This window comes from uncultured Oscillibacter sp., assembly GCF_950073225.1.
GTDB lineage: Bacteria > Bacillota > Clostridia > Oscillospirales > Oscillospiraceae > Oscillibacter.
The window spans coordinates 63,097-88,924 of the sequence record NZ_CATMPS010000007.1 but is presented as its reverse complement, the minus strand read 5'-3'; the positions used below and the strand labels follow the sequence as shown (position 1 = coordinate 88,924).

At 61.9% G+C, this 25,828-nt stretch carries 18 protein-coding genes; 1 reads left to right on the top strand and 17 read right to left on the bottom strand.

From position 1 onward, the window contains the following. Positions 1–19: 19 nt before the first annotated feature. The 17 genes from Q1M04_RS05890 to Q1M04_RS05810 all read right to left on the bottom strand — a co-directional run bounded on the left by Q1M04_RS05890 (position 20) and on the right by Q1M04_RS05810 (position 24,186). On the bottom strand, positions 20–1,690 hold the full coding sequence (locus tag Q1M04_RS05890; RefSeq protein WP_297997569.1) for an LPXTG cell wall anchor domain-containing protein: 1,671 nt from the start codon (positions 1,688–1,690) through the stop codon (positions 20–22). 71 nt (positions 1,691–1,761) lie between these two features. Continuing rightward, the gene (locus Q1M04_RS05885) at positions 1,762–6,141 is read right to left on the bottom strand and encodes a fibro-slime domain-containing protein (protein ID WP_297997570.1); all 4,380 of its coding nucleotides are present in this window, start codon (positions 6,139–6,141) and stop codon (positions 1,762–1,764) included. Between the two features lie 62 nt (positions 6,142–6,203). Beyond that, the gene (gene lepB, locus Q1M04_RS05880) at positions 6,204–6,788 is read right to left on the bottom strand and encodes a signal peptidase I (protein ID WP_293279227.1); all 585 of its coding nucleotides are present in this window, start codon (positions 6,786–6,788) and stop codon (positions 6,204–6,206) included. A gap of 15 nt (positions 6,789–6,803) precedes the next feature. Next, complete coding sequence (locus Q1M04_RS05875; RefSeq protein ID WP_297997572.1) at positions 6,804–7,388, bottom strand: hypothetical protein; 585 nt, start codon at positions 7,386–7,388, stop codon at positions 6,804–6,806. Positions 7,389–8,172: 784 nt separating this feature from the next. Then, positions 8,173–8,892, bottom strand: a complete 720-nt coding sequence (locus tag Q1M04_RS05870) for a Crp/Fnr family transcriptional regulator (RefSeq protein ID WP_297294407.1) — start codon at positions 8,890–8,892, stop codon at positions 8,173–8,175. Between the two features lie 87 nt (positions 8,893–8,979). Next, a complete protein-coding gene (locus Q1M04_RS05865) occupies positions 8,980–10,308 on the bottom strand; it encodes an amidohydrolase family protein (protein ID WP_295756405.1) in 1,329 nt (442 codons plus the stop codon). Between the two features lie 11 nt (positions 10,309–10,319). Further along, positions 10,320–11,075, bottom strand: coding sequence for a sulfite exporter TauE/SafE family protein (locus Q1M04_RS05860; RefSeq protein WP_204790033.1), 756 nt, complete (start codon positions 11,073–11,075; stop codon positions 10,320–10,322). Continuing rightward, on the bottom strand, positions 11,065–11,511 hold the full coding sequence (locus Q1M04_RS05855; RefSeq protein WP_204790034.1) for a hypothetical protein: 447 nt from the start codon (positions 11,509–11,511) through the stop codon (positions 11,065–11,067). The genes Q1M04_RS05860 and Q1M04_RS05855 overlap by 11 nt, the downstream gene beginning before the upstream one ends. A 13-nt stretch (positions 11,512–11,524) precedes the next feature. Then, positions 11,525–12,376, bottom strand: a complete 852-nt coding sequence (locus Q1M04_RS05850; protein WP_204790035.1) for a DUF3100 domain-containing protein — start codon at positions 12,374–12,376, stop codon at positions 11,525–11,527. Positions 12,377–12,522: 146 nt separating this feature from the next. After that, positions 12,523–14,514, bottom strand: coding sequence for a M15 family metallopeptidase (locus Q1M04_RS05845; protein ID WP_297997577.1), 1,992 nt, complete (start codon positions 14,512–14,514; stop codon positions 12,523–12,525). A 93-nt stretch (positions 14,515–14,607) separates the two neighbouring features. Next, positions 14,608–16,068 (bottom strand): aminoacyl-histidine dipeptidase, encoded by a 1,461-nt coding sequence (locus Q1M04_RS05840; RefSeq protein ID WP_297997579.1) that lies wholly within the window; start codon positions 16,066–16,068, stop codon positions 14,608–14,610. 83 nt (positions 16,069–16,151) lie between these two features. Then, entirely contained in the window at positions 16,152–16,658 is a 507-nt protein-coding gene (locus Q1M04_RS05835; protein ID WP_297997581.1) for a DUF6672 family protein, read from the bottom strand. Beyond that, on the bottom strand, positions 16,658–17,785 hold the full coding sequence (locus tag Q1M04_RS05830) for an ABC transporter permease (RefSeq protein ID WP_295756394.1): 1,128 nt from the start codon (positions 17,783–17,785) through the stop codon (positions 16,658–16,660). Before Q1M04_RS05830 ends, Q1M04_RS05835 begins: the two co-directional genes overlap by 1 nt. Further along, positions 17,782–18,927, bottom strand: a complete 1,146-nt coding sequence (locus Q1M04_RS05825) for an ABC transporter permease subunit (RefSeq protein ID WP_363323648.1) — start codon at positions 18,925–18,927, stop codon at positions 17,782–17,784. The genes Q1M04_RS05830 and Q1M04_RS05825 overlap by 4 nt, the downstream gene beginning before the upstream one ends. A 14-nt stretch (positions 18,928–18,941) precedes the next feature. After that, the gene (locus Q1M04_RS05820) at positions 18,942–20,531 is read right to left on the bottom strand and encodes a sugar ABC transporter ATP-binding protein (protein ID WP_295756391.1); all 1,590 of its coding nucleotides are present in this window, start codon (positions 20,529–20,531) and stop codon (positions 18,942–18,944) included. A 134-nt stretch (positions 20,532–20,665) separates the two neighbouring features. Then, complete coding sequence (locus Q1M04_RS05815) at positions 20,666–21,958, bottom strand: DUF3798 domain-containing protein (RefSeq protein WP_295756388.1); 1,293 nt, start codon at positions 21,956–21,958, stop codon at positions 20,666–20,668. A gap of 263 nt (positions 21,959–22,221) precedes the next feature. Then, entirely contained in the window at positions 22,222–24,186 is a 1,965-nt protein-coding gene (locus tag Q1M04_RS05810) for a methyl-accepting chemotaxis protein (protein ID WP_297997583.1), read from the bottom strand. 364 nt (positions 24,187–24,550) lie between these two features. Here Q1M04_RS05810 and Q1M04_RS05805 point away from each other — a divergent pair, with 364 nt between their 5' ends. After that, positions 24,551–25,792, top strand: coding sequence for a CapA family protein (locus Q1M04_RS05805; protein WP_297997585.1), 1,242 nt, complete (start codon positions 24,551–24,553; stop codon positions 25,790–25,792). Positions 25,793–25,828 lie beyond the last annotated feature (36 nt).

Here is a 25,828-nt window from a genome sequence, read left to right as displayed (position 1 = left end):
CGGCGCGGCGGAAAGGGGCTTACTCTTCTTCGACGCTCATGCGCCGCTTGGTAATCAGCAGAATCACCGCGCCCGCGGCCAGGACGCCGCCCACAATGTAGAAAATGGTGGTGCCGATGCCGCCGGTCTCGGGCATTACCAGGCCGGTGTTATTTTCAATTGTGGCCGTCATATTCGCGGTGCCGCTCTCCAGGTTTACCGTGATCCCCAGGGTCTCGCCGCCCTTTTCAGGCTGGGGGGTAATCTTAAGTCCGGACAGCACTTTGTCAATGCCGTTTTCGGTATCATAAGTGGGCTCGACCTTGAAATAGAAGGGACCCACCGGATTGTACTTCGTGCCGGAGGCGGTTACGGGGGCCTCGATCTCCGTCAGCACATACTCGCCCTCGGCCAGGGAGGGGAAGGTGAACTGGGTCATCGCCTGGTCGGCGCCGCCAATGATATCGCTTCCGTCTTCATTTTTACCAACAATATACTGGAGATTTCCGTTGGCGTCAAGGATAGGAGCGCCCTGGGCGTCCTTATAAACGGGAGTACCCAGCTGGACCGTGGTGCCGTCGGGCATGGTCAGCTCGAACACGGCGCCGGGCAGAGGCGCTTTGTCCGCCGTACTGCCGTCTACCTTGTCGGCCACCAAATTGAAGGTGTAGACCGTAACGTCGTTTCCGGGAGTCTCGCCGCCGGGGTATTCCAGCTTGACGCCGTTCTTGTTGCCGGCGGAGCCAAGGGCGGCGCCTTCTTTCAGGGAGGACTCGTATTCAACGAAGATCAGGTCTCCATCCTTCACACCCTGGTCCTTGAACGCGGCCACGTTGAAGGAAACATGGAACGCGCAGTTTTCCTCGCACTTCTCATTCCTAAGTCCGGAAGTAAACTCAAACGCGGTAACATCGAGCTTGGTCCCGTCGGCTTTCTGAATGTAGACCTTGACTTGAGACTTTTCAGGGACCGTCATCTGGTCGGCGTCCATCATATCGTGGAAAATCACATTGTAATCGGACTCGGGGTCAAAGCCCTTGATGGGGGCGCTCAGCTGGAAGTTGAAGGGCTTTCCAATCTCGTAGTCCGCTCCGAGGACCCATTCGCCGTCCGCGTTCTGGACGCGCTTGGTTACGCTCGTGGTTTCCTTGGAGGACTTATCCTTGATGGAAATGGTGCCCTCGTCTTTCAGGACATTGTACAGAGAGTACGCGGGACTTCCACCACCGGCGGGAGGCGTGTCAATAATCATGTAATAGCCGGGGCCCACCGGAGTGTTCAGGGAGATCGCGGGGGCGGAGTTCTGCACGCCCTGGGCGTTCAGGGCGGCGGCGACCACCCGGCCGGAAATCGCCTCACTCACACGCCTCGCGGCGTCCAGAGCCGCTGCCAGCTCATCGTCCGTGGGATTCGTCAGGTTCTGGAACAGAGCTCCGATCTTTTGCTCGTCCGCGTTCTCACTGGAGGCCAGCTTCGCCATCTCGGAAATAAAGGGCCCCTTGTTGAAGTGGTCGGCGTTCCATTTGAAGTTCTTCAGAGAACCGCCGTCAAGCTCGGCGTCAAAAATCTTATACAGGGTATAGGTGTGCGTGCTGTCCGGGGGATTCACAAACTTCACCCCGTCTCCGGGGGCCGCCAGCGCCGGCACGGCCAGGGCCAGCGCCAGAACCAGGACGAGCAGCAGGCTGCTCAGCTTCTTCATGTGTTTCATCTTATGATCTCCTTCCTTATGCTTGGGATTCTCTCTTTGAATTTTGCGTGGGGAGAAGGGGCATTCCGCCCTTATGCCTTGTCTGCCCCCCTCCCTTCTGCGGTTTTCTTTCTATACCACAGCCAAAGCGCCGCCGTCGCCAGCAGTCCTCCGGCCAAAGTATACGGGATGGTCCCGGACCCTCCGGTCTCGGGCAGCTCATACGCAAACATGTTTGTAAAGGTAACCGTCGTTTTGTCCATACCCATGGACTCGTCGTGGCCGTTGGTTCCACTCGCCGCCGGGTTTTCGACGGACCCCTTGGTCACCTGCACAGTGGTGGTGCATCCCTCCGGCGGCTCGCCTTCCGGGAAAATCTCGTTCACGTCATAGCCCGCGTAGGGCGAGAGGTCCGCAATCCGCAGATACCACCCGTCCCGCAGCGTGAAGACCAGCTTCTCGCCGCCGGATATCGAGAAAGAGCGCGTTTTGGTCTGGTCGCCGTCGTTTTCCTCGTCGTACACCAGCACGCCGTCCGCCTCTTTCATAAGCACCGGGCGGCCTTGTCCGTCGTACACCGTCGCCTGATAGATTTCCATGGTATTGATCAGCGTCAGATCGAAGGTGTAGAAGGTCTCCCGCAGCTCGTCGGTCACCAGATTTCCGTCCACTGCCTTTTGAATGGTGAGGGGCGTGTTCTCCTGGTTCGGAGCCTTAATGACCGGCACCGCCATGGCGTTGGGCAGGGTATACTGCATCCAGCAGGTGGAGCCGGAGGCGCCCCGCTCGGTGAAAAAGACGCTGAGGGTGTAGGTATTCGCCTCGTGGTCCTCCCGTCCTCCGGGGATGTAGTCCCAGAGGTCCACATACTCGCCCACGGATCTGTGGACGCCGCCAATGTCGCACACCAGCTCGTTGCCCAGGAAGACCCACATGTCGTCGTCGCCGTAGAAATAGTACTCCAGGGGCCCCACGTACTCCTCGGACAGTTCGAACTGCACGGAGTAGTTCATGCCGAAGAAGGCGTTGTGGTCCTGGCCGTTGTCGCTTACGGGCAGGCGGTGCCATGTGTTGTCATCGTATTTTATATTTGTTACAGGCTTGTTATCTGCCCCCAGCGTGGCCTTCGGAGCACCAAACGCCGGGTCTTCGCCCTTCAGTCCGTCCAGCGGCCAGAAGCCCACGGCGCCGTCGCGTATGCCGTTGGTCCAGATGCTCGTGTAGTTCCCCGGATGTCCGAAATTCTGCAGATTACCCAGGACAACGCGGTCGCCCTCCTTCACGGCGCTCAGCGTGTGGGTGTCGCCCTCCTGCAAGAACTCCAGAGAGTACTGGTCGTAGCAGGTCTTACCCGTGGCCGGCGAACCGCCGAAGAGGTTCGGTCCCGCCACTCCGTTGCTGTACACCACGCTGCCGCCGGCAAAGCTCTGCACCAATCCAAAGGTGCATCCCTCATATCCACGGTCCCCGTTGATCCTGTTCAGCGTGTGCCCGTGCCAGGTCTCATCTTCCAGGCCGGAACCTGTGTTGGCGTTGCCGAAGCCGAATTTCGCGTCCGTTGTGCCTTCCGGGTAGTTGCCGGGGTTGTTGATGCCCTGCCGCTTGGTATTTACCGTAACCGGATTGCTTCCGCTCTGGACTCCGTCGGTGATGTCGTAGTCGTAGAAGACGGATTTGTCGTTTACCATCGTATCCTGGCGCTGGGTATACACCAGCCGGAAGCGGGTTTCGGATGTAATGGGGATAACCGTCTCGCTGGCCGCCTTGGGGTTGTTCGTGAAGCGCAGCCCATCCAGGTTCTCGCTGTAGACGTCCCAGTACTGCGCCGCTTCCTCGTCGGTCTGGACCGCCTCGGCCGCTTCAAATTCCACGCCGTCCTTCAGCACCCAGAGCTCGCTGATGTCATAATGGGTGTTTTCCATCATGCCGAACATTTTCGCGATGGTCAGCTCATCCTTGTTGGGGTTGAACTGGAATTTTTTGTCCTTATAGACCCGCGTGATCTTCGGCTGGGCAAACAGGACGGTTCCGTCCGCGTTCAGCTGCAGATTCATGGTGTTCGGCGTCGTGCCGTTTTGCGGCAGCCTTGCCGTTCCGCCGTTGTTTTCCGCGCTGGTGTCGATGAAGGACAGCGAGGCGGCACCGCCGCTCTTGGCGGGCTCCTTAATCCACGCGTAGTACTCCACCGTGAACACCGGGTACACGTTCATCAGCAGGGACAATCCCGTCGGATCGCCGCCCCGGGTGGTGAAGGTCATCCTGGGCTGAGCCTCGGGCTCCGCCGCGCTTCCCAGATCGTTCACCGTCACGCTCCCCAGCTCGTTTACCGCTCCGCCGGTCTCCTCGCTGTAGGCCACCAGGGTCAGGCTCGGCGCCGCCGCCTCGGCTTCGTCGCCGTCCACAGCGCCCTCGCCGTCCGCGCTGATGCCCAGAGGCTGGTTTTCGCTGAAAGCCTCCAGCTGTTCCAGCATCTGCGCAGACAGGGTCACCTCCACCTCCACCGTACAGGCGGAGAGGTCCAGAGGCCGCCCGTCAATCGTGGCGGTCAGGGTCAGGACCCGGAGCAAAAGCACCTCGTCCTCACTCAGCTCTTCGGCCCGGGCGGCCAGGCTCTCATAGGCCTCGCCGTCCTCCTGGAACTCCACGGAGAACACCACGTCCGCCGGGTCCAGCTCCGCCCGCCCGTCTATGCCGTCCAAAGCGGGAGTATCCGGATACGTCCAGTCCCCGGAGAAATCCCCATCGGATTCCACGGAAGGCCTATCTTCCGGAAGTTCCATGTCAGGCTCCGCGGGAGGCGGATACTCCCCGCCCTCCGGCTCGGAAGGAGGCGGCGCCAAGCCGCTGTCCTCAATGCCATAGTTCTCGCCGGAATCCTCCATGTCCGGCAGAGCGTAGAAGGTGCGGATGCTCGCAGCCTCAGCCAGCCCTTGATCCGGCTCCGCCGGCGGAAGAACCTCTTCACTATTTAAATCCGGTTCCTCCAAAGCGCCCGAATCTTCCGGAATATCAGGCAAGCCGGAGGGACGGTGCTCGGGTTCTCCGGGGAGAACGCCGTCCGCTCCCTCCCCGTCATCCTCCGCCAGGGAAGCGTAGCCGTTGATGTGGAAGGTCAGGAGGAACTCCTCGTTTTCATACGCATAGTCCTCCGCCAGCCACAGTCCCGCGGGCTCTTCCGGCTCCGGGTCCTGCGGCAGGGGCTCCTGCATGCAGGCCAGCGTATGGACGTGCTCCTCCATGGTGCAGCAAAGCGTCCCATCCTCGAAGTAGCACTCGGATTTGTGGAGATGCGCCGGCTTGCCGCACAGGCACCCGTCGTCCTCCTTGGGAACCAGCTCCACATAGCAGCCCTCGGTGTGCTCATGCTCCTCCATCCCGCAGGTCAGGGCGCGGATTTCCTCCATCTCTCCCTCGGGAACATGGACGCAGTCCGCGTCATGGTCATGGACTATGGCCTCGGGCCGGGCGCACAGCAGGCCGCCCTCCTCGCCATAGCAGCTCTCATCGTGGGCGTGGGGCGTCAGCTCCTGCCGGCGGCAGGCCAGAAGCTCGGTAATCTGGTAGCACTCGTCCGTGTGGACGTGTCCGGTTTCCCGCTCCTCCTCCTGGCACACCAGCCGCTGGACCCACTCGTAGCACTCCTCGCCGTGCACATGGCCCTGGGCCACGGCGAGGCCGCAGGCCAGCGTCCGCTCCTCCTCCGTGGTATAGCAGCCTTCGTCGTGGCGGTGGCCCTCCGTCTCCTCCCGGGTACAGGAGAGTTCCATCTCCGTCTTCTCGGCATAGCAGGAGCCGTCATGACGGTGCCCGGCGTCCAGCACGCCGCCCTCTTCATCCAGAATCTCCTCCGACTCGGAGAGGCCGCAGACGAGCTCCTGCCATGTCCTGGCGGTGTAGCAGCCGCCGTCATGGACATGGGGCTCCTCCTCGGAAAGGGCGCAGGAAAGCACCTGGCGGCTCTCCGTCTGGTAGCAGGCGTCCGAGTGGGTATGGGATTCCGCCTCCTCCGCCTGGCCGCAGATCAGCCCGCCCCGGTCATAGGCCCAGCAGGAAGCGCCGTGGACATGTCCCACTTCCTGGAGCTCCCGGCAAATCAGCTCCCGCTGCTCCTGATAGCAACTTTTATCGTGGAGGTGGATCTCCTCCTCCGGCAGAGCGCAGACCAGCTCGCCGTATTCGTCGCAGCAGAAGGAATTGTGCTGGTGGATGACCACGCCGCCGTAGCTCATCGCGTCACAGACCAGCTCCGGCTGGGGCCCGGAGAGCTCAACCGTCCAGCACTCGTCGCTGTGGACATGAGCCTCCAGGCCGCAGATAACCTGGTTGGACATTGTAACCGCCGGCATCATCAGCGCATAGACCGTGCAGAATACCACGATCGCAGCCAAAACGGTCAGCGCCTGCCGGCCCCGCCGTCTTCGCTGGTGGACATCAATGCAACGTGCCACCTGAGAGGACAAGTTGCCGCCCATATGTCATGCACTCCTTTCTTTCAAGATACGCTGAACAAACCACATGCTCCGTGGTTAATCGTTTAAATGAGGCCCGCAGCTTGATGGGGCCACACGCGAAACAGCAGCCGCCCTACGATCTGGTCGTAGGCGACGCATCCGAGAACGGTGTTCCGGGAATCCAGCGACACGCTGCGGTGGTCGCCCATCACAAAGATTTTGGACTCCGGCACTTGATACGGCAGCGCGATATCGCAGTCGCCCAGGGCTTTCTCCACCAGGTAGGGCTCATATAATTCCTCTTCGTTGACGTACACCGTTCCGCTCTCGTCGATATCCACCCAGTCTCCCGGGCCCGCGATGACCCGCTTGACCAGAATTTTATTGTCGTGGTAAAAGGCGATGATATCTCCCGTTTCAAAACCGGAGCCTTTCCAGGAAACCACAATCTCGCCGTCCGTCAGAGTGGGAGCCATCGAGTTCCCGCCGATCTGGAGGACCGGCATCCACAAAGTCGCCACCAGTACGGCGGCGGCGGCCACGGTAATCAGCGCGTAAATGGTGCTGCGGAGAACCCGGCGAAACCGCCAGCGGTACTTCTCCCGGTTCAGCTCCACTTCCAGCTGGGCAATGGAGGGAATCTCCAGCTTTTGCTCTTTTTTCTTCATGGCACGCGTTCCTTATCAGTCATGCTGCCAGCCCACAAACAGCGTCCACTTTCCCTTCTCCTGCTTGCTCTTCAGCCCGAAAGGCCGCCGGGCGCGGTTCGGGGGCGCCGCCGGAGCGGGGGGCTTTGACGGCTCCTCCGCCGTCCGCGCCGCTTCCTCCGCGGGCGGTGGAACGGGCTGACTCGGAGCCGCCTGGGCTGGGGCCGGAGCCGCCTCCCATACCGGCGGCGGCGGGGGAAGCTCCACGCCCTCCGGCAGGGGATACAGGGTTTGAATGCTCTGCAAATAGTAATCCGCGGCGCGCTGTGCCGCGTCAAACACGCCGTTCAGGCGGAGGGCGGCCTCCGCAATGGACCCGACGTTTTCCAAATCGGTCTCACGCTTTTCCCGCTCCGCGTGGAGGGTGTCCTCCAGCTCGTGGATTTGGGCGTCCTTGCTGTCCAGCCGGTCCCGAAGGCGCTCATACCCCTCCTCCGTCTGGCGGAGCTGTTCCTCCAGCTCCCCCACCTGCTTGCGCAGCCGCTCGGACTCCTTGGCCTGTTCCAGCAGCAGCTGCAGCAGCTCCCGCCGTCCCAGCTTTTGAAGTTCTCTATCCGTCATGGCGTCGGTTCTCCTTTATCGGTCAGTTCGGCAAGCCGCGCGGCCACAAGGCTTCAGCGCGCCAAAGAGCTTCAAAAAACGAATATCCGCCCCGATGTTTTGGATTCCGGTACAGTTCAAAACTGCGGCCGATGTCCAATAAACACCTTGGGCGGAAAACTGCGACGGTAGAAGGTTCACGCTGAGACAGCCACGCGCACAAATACACAGGCTCCTTCCACGCGGAGCCGGTTTGCGCTGCTGCCGACGGCCGTGACAATTTTTGCCCAATGCCCGCTTTTCAAGGGAGAATGGTGTTTTTGAACAAAAATATTGGGAGAATGCTGCTGGTTTCGCCAAACAGGCCGAACCGCCGTTTCACCGCGTTCCCCGCCTGCTATTCTTAGGATATGATCCGCTGCCCCAATGGTACCGCGGCAGACGAAAACCCAATTTTCACACACGCTCCTGCATTTCCTCAACCTCTCTGAGAAAAAATTCCGGCAACGTCGTTTTACCGTTTCGAAAGTACTTTAACAAAGGCCTTTTGGTGGTTTCTGATTAAGAAACCACCAAGCCCTGTACAGGGCTTGCCTTTGCCGTACTTCCGCTTCTACAGCATATAGTGTTGTTGCGTGTTTTATTATACCAAGTCTTCTAAAAATTGCAACTGTTTTTTTGACTTTTTTCCGGGTTAAAATGTACAAATTTCGACAAGTTTTTTCTTTTCCAAAGTTTTCCAGGAATTTATTAGAATTTTCTGGAAGATAACGCCAGGCATCCGGGCGGGCCGGCCGAAGCTTTTTCAGGTGCTCGCCCCATTCTTACTCTGGGACATGTAAACCCTCAGCTCCTTCTGGGCCCGGTGGTACTCCTCGGCGCTGAAGGCCGCCTTGCCCCGCCGGATGGAGAGCACCCCGTCCTTCACAAACTGGGTCAGGGTGCGGTTGATGGTCTTCTCCGTCAGGCCCACCTCTTCGCTGATCTGCCGCCGGGTCTTATTCAGAACCACCTGCCCGGCCGTGCGCACGCCCTGCTCCTCCGCCTGACGGACCAGGTATTTCAGCAGCACGTACTTGGCGGAGTGGAACAGCCGCTCTCCCCTGCTGTAGCTGGAGCAGTACAGCTTGGCGGCTACGTGGCGGCTGACGGCCCGGAGCAGGCCGATGTCCTGCCGGAGCCACGCGTCGAAGGTCTCCAGCGGCAGGAAAGCCGCCAGGCAGTCCGTCACCGTCTCAATGGACACGGAGGTGGTAGCCGCCCCGGCCAGCAGCGTCACCTCCCCGATGAAGGACACCGCCTCGTTCACCTCGATCATGAAGACATTGCCGTTTTCAAATTCGTTCACCACCCGGAAGGTCCCTTGGAGCAGGATGCCGATACGCTCCAGGGGGCTGTCCTTCTGGTGGATGAGGGCGTGGGCGGGATAGGTCTTGAGCTGAAACTGCCCGTCCAGCTCCTCCGGGATCTGCCGGGTGTACTCCTCCAGGCCCGGGGCCAGCTCCAGCAGTTCACAGTAACGCATATGGGCACCTCCGTTCCGCCGCCAAATAAAAAAGCGCCTCTTGCAGCTATGATAACACAGCCGCAAGAGGCGCACAAGGGCATTTCTTTACTTCCAGCTCTGGAGCCAGGGCTGTTTTTCAAAGAGGGCCTCCGCCTCCCGGCGGACCCGCTCCCGGTCGATGGTCAGCAGCTCCCGGTCCCGCATCAGCAGCTTCCCGTTGACGATGGAGTGCCGCACGTCGGCCCCGCTGGCGCTCTCCACCAGGGTATGCACCAGGTTTTGGGTGGGCCAGAGGTGGGGCGCGCCGGTGTCCACGGCGATGAGGTCCGCGGGCGCGCCTTGTTCGATGACGCCCAGGCCCGGCTCCATCAGCGCCGCCGCGCCGCCTTGGGCGGCCATTTTCAGCAGGGTCTCGGCGGGCATGATGCAGGAATCCGCCGTCCCAACGCCCCGGGTGGCGTTCATCACGCCCCGGAATAGGCGCATCTCCCGGAAGAGGTCCAGCCCGCCGTGGGCGGAGCCGTCGGTGCCCAGGCCCACGGGCACCCCGGCGGCCAGGAGCTGGGGCGTGGGCGGCACGCCCTTTCCGCAGTTGGAGAAGGGACAGTGGACTGCCCGGACCTGCCGCCGGGCCAAGACGGCGATTTCCTCCTGACTGAGGAAAATGCAGTGGGGGGCGGTCATGGGGGCCGGCAAAAGGCCCTCCCTTTCCAGCCAGACAAAGGGGCGCTCGCCATAGCGCTCAAGGAAGTCCGTCACCTCGCTGGCGTACTCGTTCATGTGGGTCTCCACCGGCACGCCGTCCTCCGCCGCCGCCTGGAACACCGCCCGGAGCAGCTCTTCGCTGACGGCGGTGGGCGTGGTGACGGAGTAGATGGGCTTCAGGAGGCCGGTGAGGGCGCTTTTCATGGCCCGCAGACGGTCCACCGCCGCCGGGACGGAAGGGGCCCGAAGGCTCTCGGGGCAGAAGGGATTGTCGTTGGTCATGACGCTGAGGCGGCCCCGGAGCCCCGCCGCCTGATAGACGCCGGCGTAAACCTCCGGGTACTTTCCCCCCGCGTCCACAAAGCCGGTGGTGCCGCAGGAGATCATCTCTATCGCCGCCAGCTGGGCGCTGAGGCGGGAGCTCTCCTCGTCCAGGCGGCTCTCAAAGGGGACGTTGACCCGCTTCCAAATGACGGGCTTCTCGTCCAGCAGCCGCCCCCGGAGGAGCTGCTGGCTGGTGTGGAGATGGCCGTCTACCAAGCCGGGCATCCAGAGCAGGCGGGAGCCGGAGAGAACCGTCTCCGCCTGGTAGGCACACTTGTCCTGGTCCACAATGTCCAGGATTTTACCGTCCTTGACGGCGATGGCCTTTCCGGAAACCACGGCCATGTCCGATGAGAGATAGCGGGCGCCGGTAAGGAGCAGGTCACAGCGGAAATCATTCGGCATGGGGAACCCTCCTATTTCAACAGCATGAATAAGGAAAAGCAGATGGAGAACGCCGCCACCCCCCGTTTCAGCAGGGACTGGGGCACATGGGCGGCGGTGACGCTGCCCGTGAAGACCCCGGCGGCGTGGCCCAAGACCGACGCCAGCAGAATGGGGATCAGGGCGGCCAGGGACGCACAGCGGCTTCCGTACACGGCCACGGCGGGCAGGGCGATAAACACGGAGTCCAGCAGGGCCGCGCCCACCGCCGTCTTGGCGGGAACCCCCATGGCCACCAGCAGGGGCATCACCAGCACCGGCCCTCCCGCCCCGGAGAGGGCGCAGAGCAGGGCCGTGGCAAAGCCCAGGACCAGCAGCGGCAGGGGCTTGGGAAACGCGCTTCCCTTTTCGGGCCCCTTCTGAGGCCGGAGCTCCCGGACGGCGATGGCCAGGCCCGAGAGAAACACCACCACGTAGAGGACCACCTTGACGGTCTCCGCCGCCAGCAGCCCGCCCAGGGCCGCGCCCAGCAGTCCCCCCGCCAGGCTTCCGGCGGAGAGGATCAGGGCGGGCCGCAGGGGCAGCTCTCCCCGGCGGTAGTAGTTCCAGGAGCCGATGGCCCCGGAGACGGCAAAGCACAAAAAGCTCAGCAGCAGGCTCTCCGTCACCGGCAGGCCGCAGACGCTGGTGAAGAGAATGGGCAGCAGGAAGCCCGCCACGCCGCACCAGCCGATGAAGAGCCCCACGGCGCCGCTCCCCAGGGCCGCCAGTATCAGATCAAATGGCATGGGTCAGCCCCAGCACCACCTGGGCCACCACCAGGGAGCCGAAGAAGGTGCCCGTCATGACCAGGACGGTGATGATAATGAGCTTCCAGCCCTGCTTGAAGAACATCTTCAGCTGGTTGCTGATGGACATGCCGGCAAAGGCCCCCACCATGGTCAGCGGCGCGGTGAAGTTGATCTTCCCGGCGGACTCAATGACAAACTGGGACACGGGGGACAGCGGGCAGGCGCACAGCAGCCCCAAGATGGAGCAGTAGGCCACCGTGGGAAGCTTCAGGGGAATCACATGGGCAAGGCCCGCGGCGCACAGGGCGATGAGCAACAGCACCAGCACGCCGGGCAGGGACTCGGTGAAGGCCACGTCAAAGCCGATGAAATTGGCGGTCATCATGCCCAGGCCGGAAATGGCCAGGACGAAAATCCAATCCTTAATGGTCATAACGCTCTCCTCCTCAATTCTTCCCGGCCAGTTCCCGGCCGGTTTTCGTCAGGCGGCCCAGGGTGGGCTCCAGCTTGCGGTACAGGACGTTGCACAGGGGCACGCCGATGAAGATCGCCATGTAGATGCCGTCGATGCCGGAAATGGTCTCGCTGGCGGAGGCCATGGCGGCAATCTGGTCGGCGTAGGCGGGCATGACCTCGGAGAGGGCCGCCACGGCGGAGCTCATCAGGATGCCCGCGCCCACGCCGGAGGCCATGCCCAGGGCGTAGGGGTGGAAGAGGCCCGTGGCCGCGGCCATGGAGGCCATGAAGCCGAAGTAGATGGTGCCCACCATGCCGCCGACGATGTATACGGAGAGGCTGCCCTGGGCCTCCGGGGAGTCCGCGCCGAACATGTCCTGCATCAGCGCCAGGTTGGTCTCCCGGTTGATGGAGTGGGTGGCCCCGATGGCCTCCCGCTTAAGGCCCAGCATCAGGGCCAGGGGCATGGCCAGGAAGATGGTGCAGAGGTTGCCGAACTCCTGGAGCAGCAGGGCGGGCCCGGCGGAGATCACGATGGAGATGTTGGCCCCGGCGTTGATGCCAAGCTTGGCCACAAAAGGAAGAATCGCCACGCCCACCAGGCCGGAGGCGGCCTTGACCTTCTTGTCGTCCAGGATTTTCAGCACGTTGGGGCCGGTGAGGATGCCCAGGAACAGGGCGTAGAAAATGGGAAAAATGATGAAGGTACCCTTCCAGACGGGAATCTTGATCTGTCCGATGGAGTCCGCGATGAGGATGAAGACGAAGGCCAGCAGATACAAAACCCATTCCGTCCTGATCCGCTCCCTCAGGGAGGCGTATGCGCGTTCGACTTTTTTCATGGGGCCCACTCCTTTATCGTTGATGACATTACTATAACCCATCCAGGGTTTGTCGGAAAAGGACATATGGGCACTTTTCCAAAAAACAAAGCGGATCGGACAAATTTTTTTGTCCGGTCCGCCTGTTCATTCCATGGGAAGCGCCGTCAGCCCGCCGCGTAGCCCGACCCGTCGAACGTATAGACCCGGCCGTCTATCGTAAGGGCGGTGTTCCGGGCTATGCTCCCGTCGGCGTTTCGATAGCGCCAGCCGCCGTCGTCCTGGGTCCAGCCCTCGGGGCTGACACCTTTTTCCAGGCTGCTGTTCAGGCCGATGGCCTTCCGGGTAGCGTCGTCCTGGAAGTGCCACCACTCCGAGCTGAGGCCGTTCATGCCCACAGCTTTCATGTATCCCTCCAGCAGCTTGGCGTTCAGGTTGTTCAGATAGGTCTCGGAGTACCAGCTCAAATCGTGCATCCCGCTCTGCATCTCCAATTCCCCCTCCGGCTTCTCCAGCGTCAGGTCCAGGGCAATGCCCCGGTTGTGGGACGAGATGGTCCGGGCCAGGAAGCTGCTCAGGTTAAAACGGCCGTTGTCCGTCATAAGCCTGGAGAGCGTCGTCCCCACCTGTGCGCCGGACTCCGTCAGGGCGGGGTCCTTCAGCTGCTTTTCCGTGGTGTCGTAGGAAAAGCGGGTGGCCCGCTGGGGGCGGAAGGCCTCGTAGATTTTCAGCCGGAGGCCGTCGGCCTCCGCCGCCTGGGCGGCGGTGAGCAGCTTTTTCGCGCAGGGGTACAGGTAGGGGACCAGGAAGGTCCCGTCCGCCATCTGCACGTTCTCATAGCCCGGAAGCACCTGGTGGGTCACCTCCCGGATGGGTGAGCCATGGACGGCGAAGAGGGAGTCGTAGCTGTTGGTGATGTCGTAAGTACAGTGGTCCCCCACGTATTCGGGGAGATCGATCATGCAAAAGCGGCTGTCCACCCAGCCGTATTCCTCCCCATAGCGGACCCGGAACCAATCCCCTTCCTCCGCCAGGACGCACAGGGCCGTCCCCCCGGGGACGGAGGCCAGGCGCGTCCCTTTTCCGGGGTCCTCATAGAGCGTGAGGCTCTGGATGGGCCAGATGGTGCCGTACAGCGGAGAGACGGAGGCCCAGAAAGAAACCTCCTCCGCCTGGAGTTCCGTTCCGTCCCCGTCCAGGGCGGCGACGCGGAAGCGGTTATAGGACCCGGAACCCAGCCGCCCCAGGTCATAGCGCACGCGCTCCTCCGGCGCGAGGCGGGCGGCGGTCTCCCACTTCTCCCCCGCCCATCGCTGAACCTCAAAGTGGTGGCATTGCGTCCCGTTCCACTCCAGGACGCACAGCCGGGGGGCAGTCTCCTGCCAGGCAAGGGACAGCTGCCCGCCGCTGGGCAGGTCCTGCCCGCCGGTAATCCCTGGCAGGGGGGAAACCGGAGACGAGGCGGGGCCGCAGAGGATGAAGCCCCGCTTTTTCCAGCCTGCCCGTACTGTGAGCCGGGAAAGGTCCCCTTCTAAAGAAATGGCCCTCTCCCTGGTAGAGGCCAGCAGAACGCCGCCAGCCGCTCCCTGGGCGGAATTCACATTGCTTTGAAAAACCTGGAAGACCTCCCCCTCCCCAGTCCAGCGGAGAGAGGTCACGCCGTCCTCCAGCGTACCGGAGACCTCCGGGGCCTCCGGCGCCTCCGGCGGGAGCAGCTTCGCCCGGAAGACCTTCCAGCTCTTAACCTCCTTGGGTTTTCCAAGGAGGCTCTTTCCGTCGGCCACGGCCCGAACCTGAACCTCCAGCTCCTCCCCCTCCGGGAGGCCGGAAAGGCTCAGGGCCGATTGGGTGCAATAGCGCGTCTCGCTGGTTTCGCCGCAGGTGACTTCCACCCGATACATGCCCGAGGGGGCGGTGGCCTTGGGCCAATAGAGCTCTGCCGAGCCATCGCCGTCGACGCAGACCAGCAGGTCCCCCTCCTCAAAGCCGGGCCCTTCGCCGCCCCGGAGGAGGAGGAACGCCGCCGCCAGCGCCAGCAGGATAACGGCCCCCGCCGTCCACACCCTGACCAGCCGCTGGATCTGCCCTCTAGTCCGCCGGGTATGGGTCCGCCGCCCCGCATACCGCCGTCCATATCGATTCCGTCTCGTGATCCACACCCCGCTCCGTATAAGTTCGTCCTAAAAAGATGATACACCCAATTGCAGGAAAGTCAAGGGCCATTCTGGGGAATGGCCCTTGACGGTCTCTCCTTATTTCCCGGCGGCGCTCTCCCGTCTCAGCAGCTCCCGCGTCACCTCATACACCCGCTGGGTAGAAGCCACGTTCAGCCGCTCCTTGACGGAATGGACATCGTGGAGCTCCGGGCCGAAGGACACCGCGTCCAGCCCCGGCAGCTTCTCCACGAACAAGCCGCATTCCAGGCCGCCGTGGGTGGCCTCAATGGTCCCCTGCTTGCCGCAGACGGACTTGTAGGCCCCCAGCACCTCCTCCCGCAGGGCGGAATTCCGGTCGTACTGCCAGCCGGGGTAGCTGCCCCGCAGGGTGAAGCTTCCCCCGCCAAGCTCCAGGATGGCCTTCAGCCGCTGGACCATCATGTCCTTCTGGGTGGCGATGCAGGAGCGGACGGAGATGCCGAAATAGAGCCCGTCCTCCTTCATCTCCATCACACCCATGTTCAGGGAGGTCTGCACCAGGCCGGGGAAATCCACGTTCATGGCCTGGACCCCCTGGGGCACCGCCAGCAGGGTGCGGAGCATGTTTGCCGTCGCCTCCGGGGTCAGCGCGCCCTCCAGGGCGGTTTTTTCACAGGTCAGCGTGACGCCGCCGTCACAGCCGGCATACTCGTTTTTCAGCGCAGCGTCAAACTCCCGGATGAACGCCTCAAACTCTCCCGCCCGGTCCGCCGGGACAGCGGCTTTCGCCTGGTTCCGGGAGCAGATCACGTTGTCGAACCTTCCGCCCCGCACATCCGCCAGGCGCAGGCCGGGAACGCGCTCCATGGCGCTGTACAGCACCCGGCCCATCACTTGGTTGGCGGAGGCCCGGCCCTTGTGGATCTCCCCGCCGGAGTGGCCTCCCAGGAGGCCCTCCAGGGAAATCTTATAGCCCGCCTCCCCGTTCAGCGGCGCTCTTTTGCCGGGCAGGAAGCAGTCCACCCGCACGCCTCCGGCGCAGGAGACGGTGAAGACCCCCTCCTCCTCCGAGTCCAGGTTCACCAGCTTCCGCCCCTTCAAATCGGAGCAGTCCAGGGCGAAGGCCCCCTCCAGGCCCACCTCCTCGTCCACGGTGAACACCGCTTCCAGGGGAGGATGGGGCAAACTGCCGTCCGCCAAAATGGCCAGGATCATGGCCACGGCGATGCCGTTGTCCCCGCCCAGGGAGGTTTTCTCCGCCCAGACCCATTCCCCGTCGGTGCGGAGGTCCAGGCCCTCCTTTGCCATGTCCTTGGCGCAGTCCTCGGTCTTCACGCAGACCATGTCGATGTGCCCCTGGAGGATGACGGGGGGCGCGTCCTCGCAGCCGGGGCTGGCGTCCTTCCAGATGACCACGTTGTTCACCTCGTCCTGCCGCCAGCGAAGGCCCAGTTCCTTGGCAAAGTCCACGCACAGGTCGCTGATCTGCTTGGTGTTGCCGCTGCCGTGGGGGACGGCGCACAGCTTTTCAAAGTACCCGAATACCGCTTTCGGCTCCAGGCCGGATAATACTGCCATAGAGATTCCTCCTTCAATCCATCAAATAAAGGACCGCCCCGCCTTTGGCGGGGCGGTCCTATTGTTTCCCGATGCTGTGGAAATCAGACGTCGCCCAGGCCGTCCTCCAGGCCCAGCTCGCCTTCCAGGCCCAAGCCGAAGTCGTCACCCTCGCCGGGGACTTCCTCCGCAGGCTCCTCCGCCACAGCGGGAACAAACTCGGAGAACCAGGCCTCCTCGGGCAGTTCCGCCAGCAGGGCGGGGAGATTGATGACGATGCCGTCCACGCTGTAGGGCAGCTTCAGGTCAATCTCATGAATCTCGGGCTCTCCGCCCTTCTCCCGGGTGACCTCCAGAATCATTTTGAAATTCTGCCCGATCCAGATGGACATGCCCCGGTCACGCTTGGCCAGCTTGGCCACCTGTTCGTCCTTGACGGTGACCACCACTTTCTCAAAAGCCTTGTAGGTCTGGCCCTGATAGTCCTCCAGGGTCTTGTTGTCGAAGTAGACGGTATGTCCCCGTCCAATGACCATCATAGCGGCGGCGACGGCCACCAGCACCAGCACCAGCAGGAAGGCAAAGAGGACCCTTCTCGTTTTCACCTTCATCACGCGTCCTCCTTTTTCACCTGGGCCGCGGCCAGCTCCTGGCCCGCCTTGCTCTTCGCCATCCGCTTTTTGGCCTCATACATAATCAGAGCCAAGGTGATTACGCCGTAAGACAGGAACACGCGGAAGTACTCGCCCACCATGGAGTCCCCGGTGATGAACGCGCCCGCGCCGGGAGCCACGATGAACATCATGTGGAACAGGATCACGCCCAGGAAAGCGTTGCCGATACCGGCCTTTTCCACCGACGCACCGCCTACCAGCAAGGCCGCGATGCAGAACATGCCGATCTGGGCGTGTCCGGTGTAGGTGGGCAGGTTGCCGATGTTCTGGAGATAGATAACCATGCCGAAACCGGCGCAGACGGTGGACATGACCACGGAGATGATGCGGGTCCGGTCCACGTTGATGCCCGCGGCCTTAGCCACCTCCATATCCTGGCCCACGGCCCGCATGTCCTGGCCCAGCTTCGTGCGGCGGAACCAGACGATGAACAAGCACAAAAGGCCCACCAGAAGGAAGGTGAACACGGGAATCTTCACGCCCGCCACGCGGATGGCCAGCAGATCGTCCAGGCACTGGCGCATGTTCAGCAGGCTCACGGTATTGCGGATGCCATAGCCCCGGGGCAGCATGATGCTGGCGTGGATGATGGGGATAACCGCCCCCATGACATACAGCACGATGAGCTGATACCAGCCGTTGATAAAGAAGTTAATGATATAGCTGGTGATCATCTCCCGGCCCTTGGCCATGTTTTGCAAGGTGCCGCAGATGAAGCCCAGCAGAGCGGAGAAGGGAATGGACAGGATCATGGCCAGCACCACGCCGGGAATGCCCCAGATCTGCCAGTCCGCCACCAGAATGACGGCGATCTCCGCGCCCATGGCGCCCAGCGTCATGGCGAAGTTCAGGCCCATGCCCGCCATAATGGGGAACAGCAAGCAGAGAACCAGGAACAGGTTCCGGCCCATACGGGTGACGATCTCATTGAGCAGGTAGCTGGGAGAGAAGCCCGCCATGGGGATAAAAATGGCGCAGATGATGATGAACATGATGGGCACGGCGTTGTTCCGCACCAGCTCCAAAAGCCTCTTCCCGGCGGGGATGTTCTTTTTCCCGTTCATTTCACACCCTCCGTCTTTCTGGTCAGAGCGTACAGGATCATGCCCTGAGAGACGATAATCCGAATGACCTCGCTCATGTCCATGTGGATCGCGGAGTTCATGACCGTGGGGGTCATGGTCACGATTCCCTGGAACAAAATTGTACCGATAATTACATTGGGGATACTGGCTTTATTGACCGAGGCGCCGCCGATCAGGATGGCCGCCACCGTGGGCATGGTCAGGTTGTTGGGGGCATTATAAAGCTGGATAAAGCCGAAGCCCTGCTGATACATCAGGATGCCCATGGCCCCCAGCCAGGTGGACATGATAACAGAGAGCATCCGGGTCCGGTCCACGTTGATGCCCGCAGCCCGGGCAAAAGCGGGGTTGGAACCCACCGCCGTCATGGCGGTGCCGGTCTTGGTGTGCAGGAACGCCCACATCAAAAAGGCCAGCAGTGCGAAGACCAGCAAAGAGCCCGTGGGGATTTCAATGTTCCCGATTTTGATATGCAGAATCTTGGCCAGCACCTGATTATAGAAGCCGTCCAGGGAAATGGTGGGCCGCAGGCCGTTGCCCGAGAGGCCGTAGACCATAGTGGGACTGGAATAGGGCAGCAGCAGCCACATCATGCAGAAAAAGGACATGACGGAGAAGCCCACATAGGTGGCAATCATCATCTCGCCGCCCTTGATGCGGTTCAAAAGCAGGCCGTAGCCCCCACCCAGGATCACCGCGAAAGGCGTGGCAATCAGCACCGCCATCAAAAAGCTCATGGGGCCGGTAAAGCCCAGCTGGATGGACAGCGTGCCGCCCAGAAGGCCGCAGATAATCGCAAGGGGCAGTCCGAAGTTCAATCCGCAGCCCGCATGGATCATGGGCACCATGGCCAGGACCAGCACCGCGTTCCAGCTGAAGCGGTTGATGATGTTGGTGATTTGGGTAGGCAGGTCAACCCCGACGAAGGGGGTCAGGATGAAGAGGACCAGCAAGAACCCGGAGATGATGATCCGAGGCAGGCCGAAAGAGGAGACCATTGCCGTCATGGTGCCCATTTGCGCCTTTTCCAGCTCTGTAGGCCAACGCGCCGGCGGAATGGTTTTCATCTCGTCGTTGAATTTGGATGGACTGTTATAATTATAATCTTTTTTCTCACTCATTTTGACCCACCTCCCTATATGACCTTGCTGACCATCAGCAGGCCGAATTCCTCGGAGGACGCCGCCGCAGGCAGGATGCCCGCCACCTGTCCGCCGGAGACGATGGCGATGCGGTCACAGGTCTGCCGCAACTCCTCCAGCTCGGAGGAGATCATGACGACCGTGACGCCGTTCTCCCGGTTGAACTTCTTCAGCGCCTCCAGCACCAGGGACTTGGCGCCCACGTCGATGCCCCGGGTGGGCTCCGACACGAAGAGGAACTTGGGCTCCAGGGCAAAGGCCTTGGCCAGGCACACCTTCTGCTGGTTGCCGCCGGAGAGCTCCCGGGCCTTCTGCTTGGAGCTGGTACACTTGATTTGCAGCTCGTCGATATATTTCTGGGTCACCTTGTGGATGCCCTTCTCGTCCCGCCACTTGATAAAGCCGCCCAGCAGCTTTTTCAGGAATTTCTCCTGGATCTGCATAGCGGGGAACGCCACGTTCCATTCCAGGCTCTCGTCCAGCAGGAGGCCCACCTCCCGCCGGTCCTCCGACACGAAGGCCAGGGAGGAATCCAGGCACTTCCGGGGATCGTTCAAGGGGATCTCCCCGCCGTTGAACGTCACCTTGCCGCCGGCCTCGTAAAGGCCCATGACGCCGTTGGGGATGCCCAGCTTGCCCTGGCCCGCCAGGCCGCCGATGCCCAGAATCTCGCCCTCCTTGATATCAAGGGAGACATCGCGCACCGTCTCGCCGGGCATGTCCACCCAGAGGTTTTGGATGGACATGATGGTCCGGGCCCCGTCATTGCTCCGGGCCTCGCCCGCGGCGGCGCTCTGCACGTCCCGGCCCACCATCCACTTGGTGATGTCCTCTACGCTGGTCTCTTTTGCCGGAACATCCCGGACCACGAAACCGTCCCGCATGACCACCACCTTGTCGCACACCGCCAGAATCTCATGGAGGCGGTGGGTGATGAAGATGACGGAAATGCCCCGGGCGGCCATGCCCCGGATGGATTCCAGCAGGGCCTCGGCCTCCTTTTCCGTCAGCACGGCGGTGGGCTCGTCCAAAATCAGCAGCTTCAGCTGGTCCTTGCTCAGCTCCCGGGCGATTTCCGTAAACTGCTTGTGTCCCACGGGCATGTCGCTGATGACCATATTCGCATCGATGGCGACGCCCATTTTTTCGATGGCGGCGGAGGAACGCCGGTCCATCTCCTTATAATCCAGCGTGTTCAGACGGTCTCCGAACACCTCTGAAACAATATTCTTTTTGCAGGGCTCCCGATTCAGGAGGATATTTTCTGTGGCGGAGAAGCCGGGAATCAGGGAAAACTCCTGATGTACCATGCCGATACCCGCCTCCAGCGCGTCGAAAGGCGTGTTGAATTCCACTTTTTGGCCGTCAATCAGGATGTCGCCGCCGTAGCCGCCGGTCTCCCGGATGACGTCCATGCCGAAGAGTATTTTCATCAAGGTGCTTTTGCCCGCGCCGTTCTCGCCGCACAGGCCCAAAACCTCGCCCTCACCCAGGGTAAAATTGATATCGGTGAGGACCTGATTGCCAAAGAAGTCCTTTTTGATGTTCTGCATTTGCAGCAAGGGGTTCACGTTGTTTGTCATACATCCACCCTATCTCATTTGTTCCGCGCGCCGGTCCCCGGCGCCGGGCGGGGACTCATGCCGCCCCGGTCAAAGCCAGCGCGGGGAGGAGGACAGGTCCTCCTCCCCGTGCGGCAGACAATTTTTGAATCGAATCAGCTGACGGTGAAGTACTTCTCGGGAATCTCCACGTCGGCGTTGCCCATGAAGCGGCCGGGGTCGCCCATGATATAGGTGTCCTGATAGATGAGGAACACATTGTCGCTCTTGACTCCGGTGGTGGCGTTGGTGTAGCCCGCGCCATTCCACTGGGCCTTGGGAGAGTACACGTTCAGGGCCGCGGCCACGGCGTCCATGTCCGTGATTTCGCTGACTCCGTTGATGACGTTTTTGGCGTGCTCCGCAAGACCGGCGGACAGGGTGTAGCCATAGGAGTAGGCCCAGGTACCGAAGTGATCGGCGGCGCCCTTCTCCACCAGAGCGGACTCGACCTTAGCCAGAATCTTCTCAAAGTCGCCGGCCTCCTCGGTGAGGTCCAGGCCCAGAGCGCCGGGATAGCCCATCAGAGGAGAGGGCAGGTCGGCCTCAATGAAGTAGCCGCCGTATTCCACCAGCTGCTTGAGCAGGGGCTCGGTGTGGGCGTCGTTGGTGCAGAAGTAGGCGGCGTTCTCACCGTACTTCTGGACCCAGGCGGGGACGTTCTCCAGGATATAAGCCTGAGCGCCGGGGATACCCACGTCGGAAGTCGGGTCGGGAGCGGTCTCCAGGACGAACTTCATGCCGAACTCCTTGCAGGCCTCCTCCATGACGGCCACGCGGCGGCTCATGGTCTCATAAGCCATGTGGCGGGGGAAGGAGATGTGGACGAAGGTGTCCGCGCCCAGCTCGTGGGCGGTGCGGATGATCAGATAGCCGCGGGACACGAAGTCGTTGTTGCACACCAGGTCGGCGGCGGAGCCGATCTCGGGCAGGTCCTCGTGGGCCTCGCCGGCGATGCAGATGATGTCGGGGCGGCGCTCCTTGATCTGGCGGAAAGCCTCGGTGGTGCCGGGGACAGACTGGTTGACGACAATGGCCTTCATCAGGGGATCGTCGGACATATTCACGATGGTCTGGATCGTGGTCTCCAGCTCCTCGGTAAAGTTGTCGGGATAGATGGCCAGGGTGACCTTGTCCTCGCCGTACTTGGCCTGGAAGGCCTCGGCGCCGCGGCGGTCATCCTCGGACTGGGAGACGGAGCCGGTGACAATGCCGATGTGGTAGTCGCCGATACCGTCCTCCAGGGTAGCGGCGGCGTCGCCCGCCTCGCCGGAGTCCCCGTCCTGCTGGGTCTGGCCGGCGTCAGAGGAGCCGCCCTGATCCTGCGCGGGGGTCTTGTCGTTGCCGCCGCAGCCCGCGAGAGCCAAAAGCATCACGAGCGCCAGCAGCATGCTGAAAAACTTCTTCATTGCAAACCTCCAAAAATTTTTGTGTCTTCCAGGCGCATACAACTCCCCTCATGGTTTGTCTGCAAACCATGAAAAAAAGGCGTACGCCTTTTGAACGCTATCTATTGTAGCAAAAATCCTGATTTTGTCAACGGTCTTTTCAGGATTTGCCGTATTTTCGTGGATGTAGCCACAAAAAGGGCCCCGCGGCGTATCCGCGGGGCCCTTTTTTACAGTAAATTGCCAGTGACGGCGCCCGCCGCAAGCATCGAACGCGGCCCGCCTCAGTCCTTGGCTAAGGTAAACTGGTCCACCAGCTGCTTCAGGCTGGCCGCCTCGGCGGACAGCTCCTCGCTGGCGGCGGCGCTCTCCTGGGCCGTGGCGCTGTTGGTCTGGACCACGGAGGAAATCTGATCGATGCCCTCGGTGACCTGGTTGATGGCGGAGGTCTGGTTTTCCACAGCCTCCACCACGATGTCCATCTGCGCGGTTACGTGGCCGGCGGACTCGCTGGTCCGCTCCAAAGACTCGGTGACATTTCCCACCGCCCGGCTTCCTTCGGTGACGGCGGCGATGGAGCTTTCAATCAGCTCCTTGGTGGCCTTGGCGGCCTGGTCGGACTTGGTGGCCAGGTTGCGCACCTCGTCGGCCACCACGGCGAAGCCCTTGCCGGCGCTGCCCGCCCGGGCGGCCTCCACGGCGGCGTTCAGGGCCAGGATGTTGGTCTGGAAGGCAATGTTTTCAATGGTGGCAATGATCTTGGAAATTTCCTCGGAAGAGCCGGAAATCTTCTCCATGGCGGCGTTGAGCCCCTTGACGTGCTCCACGCTGATTCCAAGCTGCCCTCCGGCCTGACCCACGAAGCGCCCCGCCTCCTCGGCGGCGGCGGCGGTCCGCTTGGCGCTGTCGGAAATCTCCGTGATGGTAGCCGCCAGCTCTTCGATGGAACTGGCCTGGGTCATGGAGCCCTGGCTCAGGCTCTGCGCGCCCATGGACACCTGGTTGCTGGCGGAGGACACCTGCCCGGCGGAGGCGTTGATCTGCCGCATGGTGCCGCTGAGCTCCACCTTCAATGTCCGCATGGACTGGAGAATATTCTGGAAGTCCCCCACATAGGCCTCCCGGTGGGCGGAGCGGATGTCCAGATTCTGATTGGCCATCTCCGTAAGGAGGTAGCTGATGTCGTTGATGATGGTATTCAGCCCCGTCACCATCTCCGCCGTGGAACGGGTCAGCTCCGCCGTCTCGTCCTTTCCCTGGGTCTGGGGAACGGGGGCCTTCAAGTCGCCCTCCACCAGCAGCTTCATCCGCTGGGCACAGGCCCGCATGGGATCGCTGATGTTGCTGGACAGCTTCAGCGCCACCACGATGGAAGCCAGAATGGAGGCCACGATTACCAGCACATCAATAAGCATACCGAAATATGTATCTGCCAGATAGTCCTTCTTCATCGCGGTGACCGCCACACTCCAGCCGTTGGTTCCATCCACCGGGGCGTAAGCCGCGAAACGGGGGCCGTCGGTGTCGTGGAAGCTGCCGAATCCCACCTTCCCCTGCCGCATCTCCGCGTGGATGGCGGCAAGCTGCTTCAAAGAGGAGTCGCTCTGGGCCTCCCGCTCGATGTTTTGGGTGGTGATGGTCTCCAAGGTGATGTCGGCAATGGTGTCTCCGTCTTTGTTGATCATATAGGCCCGGCTGTTTTCGCTGACCTTGATGGAGGACACGATGTCGTTCAAAAAGGTTTCCGGGGGAACAAAGTAGACCGCCCCCGCAACGAGCCCCCGGTTGGAGTAAAGAGGCGCGGCAACCATAATGGTCAGCTCCCCCGTGATCTTGCTGACCAGGGGCTGTGAAACGTAAACGTTTCCGCTCAGGGCCTGCTGCACGTACTCCCGGTCGGAATAGTCCTTCCCGTCGAAAATGCTGATGCCGTCCAAGCCGATGACATTGCCCCGCTGGAAGCCGTGGAGGCTGGCCCGCTCATCGATGATGCTCCGCTTTTCCTCCAGCGGCGTTTCGGAATCGGCCAGCTGGGTGATGCGGCCCGTGTCCATGGCCACATTCTTATAGGCAATCAGCTCTTCCTCAATGCGTTCCGCCGCCAGTACGGCGGTCTGCGTCATCATCTGGTCCACTGTGGCGATGGTGCTCCGGTAGTTCAGGCCAATGCTGGCGCCTCCCACCACAAACAGCGCGGCCAGGACCGTCGCCATCAGGCATACCGTGATCTTCTTTCGGATACTGTTCATCTCTCTCCACCCCTAGCTTTCATAGTCGGCCCCCCTAGGGGCCCATGGGTTTCCGTTTTTATTATAGGGGCCGGAACGCCCTTTTGTCAATGGCTTCCCGTTATTTCTTATTTCAAAGCTTTCCCAAAAAATTCTTTCTCCCAACGCCAAGACGGCACGGCGAGATTCAAAGGAGGTATGCGTTATACCTTTTATTGTGGCCTGGCCCAAGTCTCCAACTGGGTGAGGCTTAAGTTTGCCGCCATGAACCTCAAAAAGCCGGCAAACTGGAAGGCAAAGCGGCAACGCTTCGCGCTTCATTGACAAAGCCCGCCGGAACGGCTTATAATCAGGTCGAAAAACAACCAAACAAGGAGGTCCTTCCATGAAACGGCAGATCCCTGTCCTCCTGCTCTGTCTGGCGCTGCTCCTGAGCGCCTGCGGCGGAGCCCTCCCCGCCGGAACGGAGGCGTCCGTTCCGCCTCCCCGGGAGGAGCCGGAGCCCCCTCCCACCCCGGAGGGGCCCGCCGTCCCGGAGGGGCCCGCCGTCCCGGAGGAACCCCCGCCGCCGGAGCCCACTACGGCTACTTTGGCGGTCTGCGGGGACGCCATGAGCCATATGCCCATCACCAACGACGCCTGGAACGGGGAACGGTACGATTATGCCCGGATCATGGCCGCCGCCAGGCCCTATGTGGAGACGGCCGATTACGCTGTGGTGAACCTGGAAACCACCCTTTCCGGCGGCCCGCCCTACTCCGGCTATCCCGCCTTCAACTCCCCCGACGACCTGGCCCGCGACCTCAAGGCCTTAGGCTTCGACCTGTGCCTCACCGCCAACAACCACAGCCTGGACCGGGGCTTCTCCGGCCTGAGCCGGACGCTGGACGTTTTGGACGGGGCCGGCCTGGCCCATGTAGGCACCAGCCGGACCCAGGAGGAATTTGACCACAACGCCGCCGTGGCCGACGTGGGGGGCATCTCGGTGGCCTTTCTGGGCTATGCCTACGGCACCAACGGCATCCCCATACCGAAAAAGCACCCCTACGCCATCAATGTCTTCAACACCGACTACCTGACCTCCCTCTCCAAGCCGGACTGGGACCGCCTGGCCGGGGACCTGGAGGACGCCAAGGCCTTGAAAACGGATCTGGTGGCGGTGATGATCCACTGGGGCCTGGAGTACAAGCTGACGCAGAACCAATACCAGGAGGAACTGGCGGACTTTCTCTTTGAAAACGGCGCGGACATTATCCTGGGCGGCCATTCCCATGTGCCCCAGCCTATGGAGATCCGGACCCTGCCCGACGGGCGGCAGGGCTTTGTCTGCTACTCCCTGGGAAACTTCATTTCCTCCCAGACCAAGCCCAACACAGACACGACGGCGGTGCTGACCCTGACCCTCACCCGGGACAACGAAACCGGGGAGGCCCAGGTTGCGGATTGCGGCTATATCCCCCTCTACATGCTCCACCGGGCGGAGGGGGCCTCCCCCCGCTATGAGCTGGTGGACATCCACGCCGCTCTGAAAACCGGGGAACCCGGGACCGTCCTGAGGCAGAAACTGGACAAGGCCCTGGAGACCTGTCACGCCGTCCTTGGGGAGGAACGGGACGCCGGAAAATAAGCAAGAGCGCCGTCCCGGCCGGGACGGCGCTCTTGC

Coding starts and splice junctions, on each gene's coding strand:
- Q1M04_RS05890 (WP_297997569.1), bottom strand. CDS start 1,690: ATGAAACACATGAAGAAGCTGAGCAGCCTGCTGCTCGTCCTGGTTCTG.
- Q1M04_RS05885 (WP_297997570.1), bottom strand. CDS start 6,141: ATGGGCGGCAACTTGTCCTCTCAGGTGGCACGTTGCATTGATGTCCAC.
- lepB (WP_293279227.1), bottom strand. CDS start 6,788: ATGAAGAAAAAAGAGCAAAAGCTGGAGATTCCCTCCATTGCCCAGCTG.
- Q1M04_RS05875 (WP_297997572.1), bottom strand. CDS start 7,388: ATGACGGATAGAGAACTTCAAAAGCTGGGACGGCGGGAGCTGCTGCAG.
- Q1M04_RS05870 (WP_297294407.1), bottom strand. CDS start 8,892: ATGCGTTACTGTGAACTGCTGGAGCTGGCCCCGGGCCTGGAGGAGTAC.
- Q1M04_RS05865 (WP_295756405.1), bottom strand. CDS start 10,308: ATGCCGAATGATTTCCGCTGTGACCTGCTCCTTACCGGCGCCCGCTAT.
- Q1M04_RS05860 (WP_204790033.1), bottom strand. CDS start 11,075: ATGCCATTTGATCTGATACTGGCGGCCCTGGGGAGCGGCGCCGTGGGG.
- Q1M04_RS05855 (WP_204790034.1), bottom strand. CDS start 11,511: ATGACCATTAAGGATTGGATTTTCGTCCTGGCCATTTCCGGCCTGGGC.
- Q1M04_RS05850 (WP_204790035.1), bottom strand. CDS start 12,376: ATGAAAAAAGTCGAACGCGCATACGCCTCCCTGAGGGAGCGGATCAGG.
- Q1M04_RS05840 (WP_297997579.1), bottom strand. CDS start 16,068: ATGGCAGTATTATCCGGCCTGGAGCCGAAAGCGGTATTCGGGTACTTT.
- Q1M04_RS05835 (WP_297997581.1), bottom strand. CDS start 16,658: ATGAAGGTGAAAACGAGAAGGGTCCTCTTTGCCTTCCTGCTGGTGCTG.
- Q1M04_RS05830 (WP_295756394.1), bottom strand. CDS start 17,785: ATGAACGGGAAAAAGAACATCCCCGCCGGGAAGAGGCTTTTGGAGCTG.
- Q1M04_RS05825 (WP_363323648.1), bottom strand. CDS start 18,927: ATGAGTGAGAAAAAAGATTATAATTATAACAGTCCATCCAAATTCAAC.
- Q1M04_RS05820 (WP_295756391.1), bottom strand. CDS start 20,531: ATGACAAACAACGTGAACCCCTTGCTGCAAATGCAGAACATCAAAAAG.
- Q1M04_RS05815 (WP_295756388.1), bottom strand. CDS start 21,958: ATGAAGAAGTTTTTCAGCATGCTGCTGGCGCTCGTGATGCTTTTGGCT.
- Q1M04_RS05810 (WP_297997583.1), bottom strand. CDS start 24,186: ATGAACAGTATCCGAAAGAAGATCACGGTATGCCTGATGGCGACGGTC.
- Q1M04_RS05805 (WP_297997585.1), top strand. CDS start 24,551: ATGAAACGGCAGATCCCTGTCCTCCTGCTCTGTCTGGCGCTGCTCCTG.